The 9193-nt window shown below is 73.0% G+C and carries 8 protein-coding genes; 5 read left to right on the top strand and 3 right to left on the bottom strand.

What is annotated here, in order from left to right; genetic code table 11:
- The 3 genes from ACZ6W9_RS36525 to lysA all read right to left on the bottom strand — a co-directional run.
- Window positions 1–2007: non-ribosomal peptide synthetase (locus ACZ6W9_RS36525; protein ID WP_470121824.1), on the bottom strand; the 2007-nt coding region annotated here is incomplete at its 3' end.
- 187 nt (window positions 2008–2194) lie between these two features.
- Window positions 2195–2395, bottom strand: coding sequence for an MbtH family protein (locus ACZ6W9_RS36520; RefSeq protein ID WP_389968669.1), 201 nt, complete (start codon window positions 2393–2395; stop codon window positions 2195–2197).
- A 375-nt stretch (window positions 2396–2770) separates the two neighbouring features.
- Entirely contained in the window at window positions 2771–4051 is a 1281-nt protein-coding gene (gene lysA, locus ACZ6W9_RS36515) for a diaminopimelate decarboxylase (protein WP_389968667.1), read from the bottom strand.
- 145 nt (window positions 4052–4196) lie between these two features.
- Between lysA and ACZ6W9_RS36510 the strand changes: the two genes are divergently transcribed.
- From ACZ6W9_RS36510 to ACZ6W9_RS36490, 5 genes are read left to right on the top strand one after another with little or no spacing between them, the layout of a single operon-like run.
- On the top strand, window positions 4197–5078 hold the full coding sequence (locus ACZ6W9_RS36510; protein ID WP_389968666.1) for an ABC transporter substrate-binding protein: 882 nt from the start codon (window positions 4197–4199) through the stop codon (window positions 5076–5078).
- The gene (locus tag ACZ6W9_RS36505) at window positions 5069–6007 is read left to right on the top strand and encodes an amino acid ABC transporter permease (protein WP_362947287.1); all 939 of its coding nucleotides are present in this window, start codon (window positions 5069–5071) and stop codon (window positions 6005–6007) included. The genes ACZ6W9_RS36510 and ACZ6W9_RS36505 overlap by 10 nt, the downstream gene beginning before the upstream one ends.
- Before the next feature lie 23 nt (window positions 6008–6030).
- Window positions 6031–6783, top strand: coding sequence for an amino acid ABC transporter ATP-binding protein (locus ACZ6W9_RS36500; RefSeq protein ID WP_389968675.1), 753 nt, complete (start codon window positions 6031–6033; stop codon window positions 6781–6783).
- Complete coding sequence (locus ACZ6W9_RS36495; protein ID WP_389968664.1) at window positions 6780–8384, top strand: N-acyl-D-amino-acid deacylase family protein; 1605 nt, start codon at window positions 6780–6782, stop codon at window positions 8382–8384. Before ACZ6W9_RS36500 ends, ACZ6W9_RS36495 begins: the two co-directional genes overlap by 4 nt.
- Entirely contained in the window at window positions 8381–9193 is an 813-nt protein-coding gene (locus tag ACZ6W9_RS36490; RefSeq protein ID WP_470121823.1) for a serine hydrolase, read from the top strand. The genes ACZ6W9_RS36495 and ACZ6W9_RS36490 overlap by 4 nt, the downstream gene beginning before the upstream one ends.

The following is a 9193-nucleotide window of genomic DNA, read 5'->3' as shown; positions in this document are numbered from 1 at the left end:
CGTCTCGTGCCGCCGGGCCACGTCGGCGACCGCGGCGCGCAGCGCCTCGCGGTCCAGCCTGCCCGTCAGCCGCAGCACCAGCGGGATCGTGTAGAGGCTCGCGTTCTCGGCGAGCTGGTCGACCAGCCAGACCCGGTACTGGGCGAACGAGAGCTCCGAACGGTCGGCGTCCTCGGCGTCCTCGGCGCGGACCAGTGCGGGCCGGGCCCGGACCGCGTCGCCGGTCGCCGCCTTGTCGATCCGTACGGCCAGCTCCGCGACGGTCGGCGCCTCGAAGACGTCGCGGATGCGGAGTTCGGCGGAGAAGGCGGCGCGGATGGCGGTGACGGCGCGCATGGCGAGCAGTGAGTGGCCGCCCAGGGCGAAGAAGTCGTCGTCGACGCCGACGCCGGGGACGGCCAGCAGTTCGGCGAACAGCGCGCACAGCCGTTCCTCGGCGGGGGTGCGCGGGGCCGTCCCGGAGGTCGTGGTCTCCGGGGCGGGCAGCGCGCGGCGGTCCACCTTGCCGCTGTGGTTCAGCGGGAAGGCGTCCATGACCACGAAGGCGGACGGGACCATGTAGGCGGGCAGGTTGTCCTCGGCGAAGCGCCGCACCCGTCCGGTGAGTTCCTCCGCCTTCGCACCCGTGCCGGCGTCCGCGTCCGTTCCCGCTCCGGGGTTCGCGGCGCGGGGGATGAGGTAGGCGACCAGCCGCCTGTCCCCGGGCTGGTCCTCCCGGGCGAGGACGACGGCCTGGGCCACGTCCGGATGACGGTCCAGGACCACCTCGATCTCGCCCAGCTCCATCCGGATGCCGCGGATCTTCACCTGGTTGTCCACCCGGCCGACGTAGTCCAGGGTGCCGTCGGGCAACCGGCGGACGAGGTCGCCGGTGCGGTACATCCGCGCGCCGGGCTCCTCGGGGCAGGCGACGAAGCGTTCGGCGGTCAGGTCGGGCCGCCCCAGGTAGCCGCGCGCCAGGTGCTCGCCCGCGATGTAGAGCTCGCCGGCCACCCCGGGCGGGACGGGCCGGAGCCGGTCGTCCAGCACGTAGGCGCGGGTGCCGTCCAGGGGCCGGCCGATCGGCACGAGGGGGCCGGGCTCGGTGACGTGGTGCGCGGTGACGTAGACCGTGGTCTCGGTGGGGCCGTAGCCGTTGAAGACGTTGCCCCCGGCCCGGACCACCCGCTCCACGGTCGCCGGGGAGGCGGCCTCACCGGCGATCCACAACTCCGGGACGCGGGCCAGCAGGGGGACGTGGTCCTGCGCCAGGACGTTGAACAGTCCCGTGGTCAGGAAGACGGCGCTGACCGCCTCTTCGTCGAGGGCCCAGGTGAGGGTGGTGGCGTCGACGATGCCGGGGGGCGCGACGACGACGGTGCCTCCGTTGAGGAGGGGGACCCATAGTTCGTACATGGACACGTCGAAGGAGGAGGCGGTGTGGAACAGGACCCGCCGGTGGGCGGGGCCCTTCCAGAGGCGGTCGGTGGCGAAGGAGCGGATGTTTTTGTGGGTGACGGCGACGCCCTTGGGGGTGCCGGTGGAGCCGGAGGTGAACATCGCGTACACCAGCCGGTCGGCGGCGATGTCGAGGTTCGGGTTGTCGGGGTCGCTGTCCGCGGTGACCGTCATCGCCTGGATGTCTTCCATCGCCCGGGCGTGTTCGGCCAGTTCGTGCTTGGCGTAGGCGGTGTCGGTCAGGACCACCCGTGCGCCGGTCCGTTCGACGATCCAGCGCATCCGGCTCACGGGCAGGGCGGGGTGCAGGGGGACGTAGGCGCCGCCGGCCTTGGTGACGGCCAGCAGGGCCGTCACCACGTCGGCGGAGCGCTCCATGAGTACCGCGACGGGTGATTCGGGCCCGACGCCGGCGGCGATCAGGCGGCGGGCCAGGGCGTTGGCCCGGCCGTTGAGCTCGGCCGCGCTCAGGCGGACCTCGCCGCAGACCACCGCCTCGGCGTCCGGGTCCGCCGCGACCCGCGCCTCGAACAGCTCGGCGAGATTGCCCGATAAAGAAGGAAATTTCATGAAAACTCCGGCTTTTAGGTACGACGATGGACCTGCGGAGAGGGAGACTTCTCATGGCCCGAGAGGCACGGACCTGGACCGCGGAGCGCGGGTCCGCGCCCGGTGAAGATCGGCTGGGTGGGAAATCGGCTCGGTGGAGACCGGGGGAACGGCTGGCATGCCGGGCGGACGCGTGGGTCCGGCCGGCTCAGGCTCCGGAAAGGCCGCGCGGCCGCATGTCGGTCCAGTGCGCGTTGATGAAGTCGAGACAGCCCTGCCGGCCGTCCTCGCCGTGCGCGACCTCCCAGCCGTCCGGGACGTCGATGGAGAGCGGCCAGAGGGAGTGCTGCCCCTCGCCGTTGACCAGGACGAGATAGCGGCCGTCTTCGTCTTCGAACGGATTGCTCATGAGAACTCCGTGCCGTCGGGTGTGGTCGTCCGTGTCATTCAGCCGATCGGACGCAGTGGTACCACGCAGGGTCCGGCGATGGCCAGATACGCGTGCCCTGATATCGATCAGTGCGAATCCGGAGTATGCCGTTCAAGGCTCCGGCGCTGTCAACCCTTGACAGCGCCGGATGAAAACCACAAGATCCCGATATGCCGGGAATGACCGGTAGAAGACGGGGGAACGACCATGATCGACCATACCTCGCCGCCGCATGCCCGCGTACGCCGAGGTCCCGGCCCGCGACCCCGGTCACGCGTCCGGCCGGACGCGGCGCGGCGGCCGGGAGCGGGTTCCCGGCCGGGCGCCGGGCCCTGACCGGGCGGCTGACCCCGCTCAGACGTAGAGGCGCAGCAGGTCCTCCTCGGTCTCGCGGCGCACGATCACCCGCGCCGCCCCGTCGCGCACCGCGATCACCGGCGGCCTGGTCACGTGGTTGTAGTTGCTGGCCATCGACCGCTGGTAGGCGCCCGAGGCGGGGATCGCCAGCAGGTCGCCCGGCCGTACGTCGGCCGGCAGCGGCAGATCGCGGACGAGCACGTCGCCGCTCTCGCAGTGCCTGCCGACCACGGTGACCGGTCGCTGCGGGGCGTCGGAGGCGCGGGAGGCCAGGACGGCGGTGTAGGCGGCGCCGTACATCGCCGGGCGCGGGTTGTCGCTCATCCCGCCGTCCACGCTGACGTAGGTCCGCACGCCGGGGATGTCCTTGACGGTGCCGACCTCGTAGAGGGCGACGGCGGTGGGCCCGGCGACGGAGCGGCCCGGCTCGACGGCGAGCCGTACCCGGGCGGGCACGGCCTCGCGCAGCGCGGCGACCACCTCGGCGGGGCTCGGCGGGGCCGGGTCGCCCGGCCGGTGCACGATGCCCAGGCCGCCGCCCAGGTCCAGCTTGGGGATGGTCACGCCGTGCTCGTCCTCGCAGGCCGCCAGGAAGGCGGCCATCCGGCCGGCGGCCAGGGTGAAGCCGCCGAGGTCGGTGATCTGCGAGCCGATGTGGGAGTGCAGGCCGGCCAGCTCCAGTGAGTCCTCGGCCAGGACGCGGCGGACCGCCTCGGCGGCCAGGCCGGCGTTCAGCGAGAAGCCGAACTTCGAGTCGTCGCCGCCGGTGGCGATGAACTCGTGGGTGTGGGCCGTGACGCCCGGGGTGACGCGGATCATCACCCGCTGGCGCGTCCCGGCTCCGGCGGCCAGGGCGGCGAGCCGCTCGATCTCGGTGAAGGAGTCCACGACCACGCAGCCGACGCCCCAGGCGACGGCGCGGCGCAGCTCGGCGACGGACTTGTTGTTGCCGTGGAAGACCACCCGCGCCGGGTCCATGCCCCCGGCCATGGCGACGGCCAGCTCGCCGCCGGTGCACACGTCGAGGCAGAGCCCGGCGGCGTCCAGCCAGCGCACCACCTCGGGGCACAGGAACGCCTTGCCGCCGTAGTGCACCTCCCCGTCGGGCAGGGCGTCGCGCCACAGCGCGCAGCGCGTGAGGAACTCCTCCTCGTCGAGGACGTAGGCGGGCGTTCCGAACTCGGCGGCCAGGTCGCGCACGCCGATCCCGCCGAGGCGCAGCTCGCCGCCGGTCCACTCCGCGGTGCGCGGCCAGCCGCTTTCGATCACCAGGCTCATGGGTGACGACGGTAGGGCCGGGCGGAGGCCGTACGGCCGGAGCATCGAATATTCCGTGGCTCAGGCTCGCAAGCATTCAGGTGTGTTCGGGCCGTTATCCGCCATCGGCACCATGAGCTGCACTATTCGCAAAGCAGGAGGTTCCGTGACAAAGCGCCTGTATTCAGTCGTTGCTGCCGCGTTGGTCGTCTCGGCACTCGCCGGCGGCTGCGGGCGCTCGTCGTCGGGGAGCGACACGGGCGGCGCCGCGGCGGCGGCCGGCAAGTCGGCCAAGGACCTGGTGCCCGAGGCGGTGCGCAAGGCCGGCGAGCTCCGGATGGCGACCTCGGAGGGCTACCCGCCCATGGAGATGTACAAGAAGGGCACCCAGGAGCTCACCGGCGTCGACCCCGACCTGGCCGCCGCCATCGCCGCCAAGCTCGGCCTCAAGGCCAAGGTGACCAACGCCGCCTTCGACGGCCTCATCCCCGGTCTCCAGGCGGGCAACTGGGACATCGCGATGTCCTCGATGAGCGACACCGAGGAGCGCCGCGCGGCCGTCGACTTCGTCGACTACTTCAACGCCGGCGGCGCCATCATGGTCAAGAAGGGCAACCCCGAGGGCATCAAGACCCTTCCGGACCTGTGCGGCCGGACCGTCGTACTGGCCAAGGGCAGCTCCAACCTCGCCATCGGCCAGCGCCAGGACGAGAAGTGCGCCGACAAGATGAAGATCATGCAGAGTGAGGACGCCCCCACCGGCCTGCTGAGCATCGACTCCGGCCGGGCCGTCGCCACCATCGTCGACTCGCCCGTCGCGGCGATGTACGCCAAGGAGACCGGCAAGTACGACGTGCTGTCCGAGCAGTACGACGCCGGCCCCTGGGGCATCGCGATCGACAAGCGCAACACCGGTCTGCGCGACGCCGTGGCCAAGGCCATGCAGGAGCTGATCGCCGACGGCGGCTACCGGAAGATCCTGGAGGAGTACGGCGTGGCCGCCAACGCCGTCCCCGAGGCCATGGTGAACACCAAGCCGTGGAAGTGACCCAGAGCCCCGGGACCGCCGGGAACACCGCGGCCGGCCAGGAGCCCGACCTGCCCATCGACGCGATCCGCCCGCCCCGGCCCGGCCGGTGGGTCGCGGCGCTCGCCGCCGGGCTCGTCCTGGTCTGGCTCGCCTACACGATCATCGTCAACGAGAACCTGCACTGGGACGTCGTCGTCGCCCACCTCGGCGACGGCCGGGTCCTGGGCGGCCTGTGGGTCACCATCCAGCTCACCGTGCTGTCGATGGCCATCGGCCTGGCCCTGGGCGTCCTCGCCGCGGTGATGCAGCTGTCCGGCAGCGGCGTCCTGCGGGGCGCCTCCGCCCTGTACACCTGGTTCTTCCGCGGCACCCCGCTGCTGGTCCAGCTCATCTTCTGGTTCAACATCGGCCTGGTCTTCCCCGCCTTCGGCATCGGCGTCCCCTTCGGCGGCCCCAAGCTGGTCGAGTGGCAGGCCAACGAGCTGATCACCCCCTTCACCGCGGCCCTGCTCGGCCTCGGCATCAACGAGGGCGCCTACATGGCGGAGATCGTCCGGGCGGGCATCCGCTCGGTGGACCCCGGCCAGCGCGAGGCGGCCGAGTCGCTCGGCATGTCGCACCGGCAGGTGCTGCGCCGGGTCGTGCTGCCCCAGGCGATGAGGGTGATCGTCCCGCCCACCGGCAACCAGTTCATCTCGATGCTCAAGACCACCTCGATGGTCTCGGTCATCGCCGGAGCCGAGCTGCTGACCGTCTCCCAGCGCATCTACCTGGGCAACTTCGAGGTCATCGCGATGCTGATCGTGGCCTCCATCTGGTACATGGTGCTCACCACCATCGCGAGCGTCGGCCAGCACTTCATCGAGAAGCGCTTCGAGCGCGGCCACCACGCGCTGCCGACGAGGATCCGCCGCAACCTGCGGCCGTTCGGCAGGGGGAACGCGTGACGACCGAAACCGGCGCCAGGCCCATGGTGCGGATCCGCTCGGTGCGCAAGTGCTTCGGCTCGGTCGAGGTGCTCAAGGGCATCAGCCTGGACGTGCCCGAGGGCGGCGTGGTCTGCGTCGTCGGCCCCTCGGGGTCCGGGAAGTCGACGCTGCTGCGCTGCGTCAACCGGCTGGAGACCATCGACTCCGGCCGCATCTGGGTCGACGGCGACCTCATCGGCTACGCCGAGCGCGACGGCAGGCTGCACCACCTCAGTCCCGCCGCCCTGTCCCGCCAGCAGCAGGACATCGGCATGGTCTTCCAGCGCTTCCACCTGTTCCCGCACCGCACCGCGCTGGAGAACGTCATGGAGGGCCCCGTCGTGGTCAGGCGCGTCCCCAGGGCCAGGGCCCGCGTCCGCGCGATGGAGCTGCTGGAACGCGTCGGCCTGGCCGACCGCGCCGGCCACTACCCGGCCCAGCTGTCCGGCGGCCAGCAGCAGCGGGTCGCGATCGCCCGCAGCCTGGCCATGGACCCCAAGCTGATGCTCTTCGACGAGCCGACCAGCGCCCTCGACCCCGAGCTGGTCCAGGAGGTCCTCGCGGTCATGCGCGACCTGGCCGCCAGCGGCATGACCATGATGGTGGTGACCCACGAGATGGGCTTCGCCCGCGAGGTCGGCGACGACCTGATCTTCATCGACGGGGGAGTGGTCGTCGAGCGCGGCAACCCCCGCGAGGTGCTCGCCGCCCCCCGCCACGAGCGCTTCCGCGCCTTCCTGGGGCAGGTGCTGTGAGCGGCCTCGACCTGCTGCTGACCGGCGGCCTGGTGATCGACGGCACCGCCGGACCCGACGCGGCCCGGCACGCCGACGTCGGCGTCCGCGCCGGCCGCCTCACCGTCCTGCCGCCCGGCTCCCGCGCCGGGGCCCGGGAGGTCCGCGACGTCACCGGCCTGGCCGTCGCGCCCGGCTTCATCGACGTGCACACCCACTCCGACGGCGTCACCCTCATCGGCGGCGAGGCGGGCCGCGACCTGGCCGGCGCCTCCGTGCTGCAGGGCGTCACCGTCGAGATCTGCGGCAACTGCGGCTCCAGCCTCTTTCCCGCGCTGCCGGAACGGCTGGCCGCGATGCGCGCCGAGGCCCGCGTCTCCTTCGGCGGCGACGTCGGGATGTACGAGGACTTCGGCGGGTTCGCCGCCGCGCACGCCGCCGTGCCCCGCGCCAACCACCTGGCCTCGCTGGTCGGGCACGGCACGCTGCGCTCGGGGGTGATGGGACCGGTGGACCGGCCCGCCACCGCCGGCGAGCTGAAGACCATGTGCGCGCTGCTGGACCGGGCCCTGGCGGCCGGCGCCGCGGGACTGTCCACCGGCCTCATCTACACCCCCGGAACCTACGCCGGCACCGGCGAGGTGACCGCGCTCGCGGCCGTCGCCGCCCGGCACGGCAAGCCGTACGTCACCCACCTGCGTGACGAGATGTCCCGGGTGGAGGAGGCGCTGGAGGAGGCCGTGGAGATCGCCCGCGGCAGCGGCGCGGCGCTGCACGTCTCCCACCACAAGACCGCCGGGAAGTACGCCTGGGGGCGGACCGAGCGGACCCTGCCCCGGATCGCCGCACTGCGCGCCGAGGGAACAGATGTCACATGTGACGTGTATCCCTATACTGCGGGGAGCACGGCGCTGGCCGCGATGCTCCCGCCCTGGGCCTCCGAGGGAGGGGTCGCCGCGCTCACGGCGCGCCTGACCGACCCCGGCCAGCGCGACCTGATGCGCAGGGCCATCGCCGAGGGCGTGCCCGGCTGGGAGAACACCGTCGGCAACGGCGGGTGGGACCGCATCTCGGTCGCCTGCGCGCCCCGCCACTCCGAGACGGAGGGGCACACGATCGCCGAGCTGGCCGCCGCCCGCGGCCAGGACCCCCTCGACGTGGCCGCCGCCCTGCTCGTGGCCGAGCAGGGCGAGGTCACCATCATCAGCCATTCGATGATCGAGGACGACGTGCGGCGGGTGCTGGCGGCGCCGTACTCGATGATCGGCTCCGACGGCGTCCCCAAGCCCGGCGGCCGCCCCCACCCGCGCTGGGCGGGGACGTTCCCCCGGGTCCTGGGCCGCTACGTCCGGGAGCTGGGGCTGCTCGGCCTGCCCGCGGCGGTGCACAAGATGACCGGCATGGCGGCGGCGCGGTTCGGGCTGACCGGGCGCGGCGTGATCGCCGACGGCGCCCACGCCGACCTGGTCGTCTTCGACCCCGGTACGGTCGCCGACGGCGCCACCTTCGCCGACCCGCTGCTGCCTCCGGCGGGCGTCCACGCGGTGCTCGTCGCCGGTGAGACGGTGGTCCGGGACGGCGCCGGGACCGGCGCCCGGCCGGGGACGGTGCTGGCGGTATGACAGACGACGCGGAGGACCTGATGAGAGACGACCTGGAGGACCTGGACGGGCCGGGCACCGTCGCGGTGTCCGTGCCCGGCCTGATCTCCCGCCACGAGGACGCCGAACTGGTCCTGGCCAGCACCGGCAAGCTGCTGCTGCTGGCCGCGGCGGCCCGGGGCATCGCCGCCGGCGCGCTGGATCCGGCCGAGCCCGTGGAGATCCGCCCCGGCGACCGCTGCGGCGGCTCCGGCCTGCTGGGCTCGCTGTCCGGCGACCTCTGGACGGCCGGGGACCTCGCGGTGCTGGTCGCCTCGGTGAGCGACAACACCGCCACCAACGCGCTGCTGCGCCGCATCGGCCTGGACCGGGTCGCCGAGGCCGCGATCGGGCTGGGGTTCACGCGCACCCGCGTCCTGGACCGGATCCGTGAGCCCCGGCTGCCGTCGCACCCGCCGGCCTTCGCCCTCGGCACGGCCGGCGAGCTGGCCCGGTTCGCCGACCGGCTCGACGGCACGGAGGAGTGGAGCCGGATCATGCTGCGCTGGATGGCGCACAACACCGACCGGAGCCTGGTGCCCGCGCTGCTGCCGCACGAGCCCGAGGACCGCGAGATCCCCGCCGCGCCCCCGCGCGGGATGGTCTGGGTGGCCAACAAGACCGGCACCGACACCGGCGTGCGCGCCGACGTGGGCGTCATGATCGGCCCGGAGCGGCGCATCGGCTACGCCGTGGTGGCCAACGGGCCCGCCGGGAGCGAGCACGCCCTGGTGCGGAGCGCCCGCCGGGCGGGCCTGGCCATCGCCCGCCTGACGGGCCTCACCCCCTGA

The organism is Streptosporangium sp. NPDC053982 (genome assembly GCF_055585205.1).
Note: the sequence above shows the minus strand (reverse complement) of the source record. Positions and strands in the feature narration are given on the sequence as shown.

Excerpts from the sequence above, each read along its gene's own strand:
- ACZ6W9_RS36520 (WP_389968669.1), bottom strand. The coding sequence starts at position 2,395 with ATGAGCAATCCGTTCGAAGACGAAGACGGCCGCTATCTCGTCCTGGTC.
- lysA (WP_389968667.1), bottom strand. The coding sequence starts at position 4,051 with ATGAGCCTGGTGATCGAAAGCGGCTGGCCGCGCACCGCGGAGTGGACC.
- ACZ6W9_RS36500 (WP_389968675.1), top strand. The coding sequence starts at position 6,031 with ATGGTGCGGATCCGCTCGGTGCGCAAGTGCTTCGGCTCGGTCGAGGTG.
- ACZ6W9_RS36490 (WP_470121823.1), top strand. The coding sequence starts at position 8,381 with ATGACAGACGACGCGGAGGACCTGATGAGAGACGACCTGGAGGACCTG.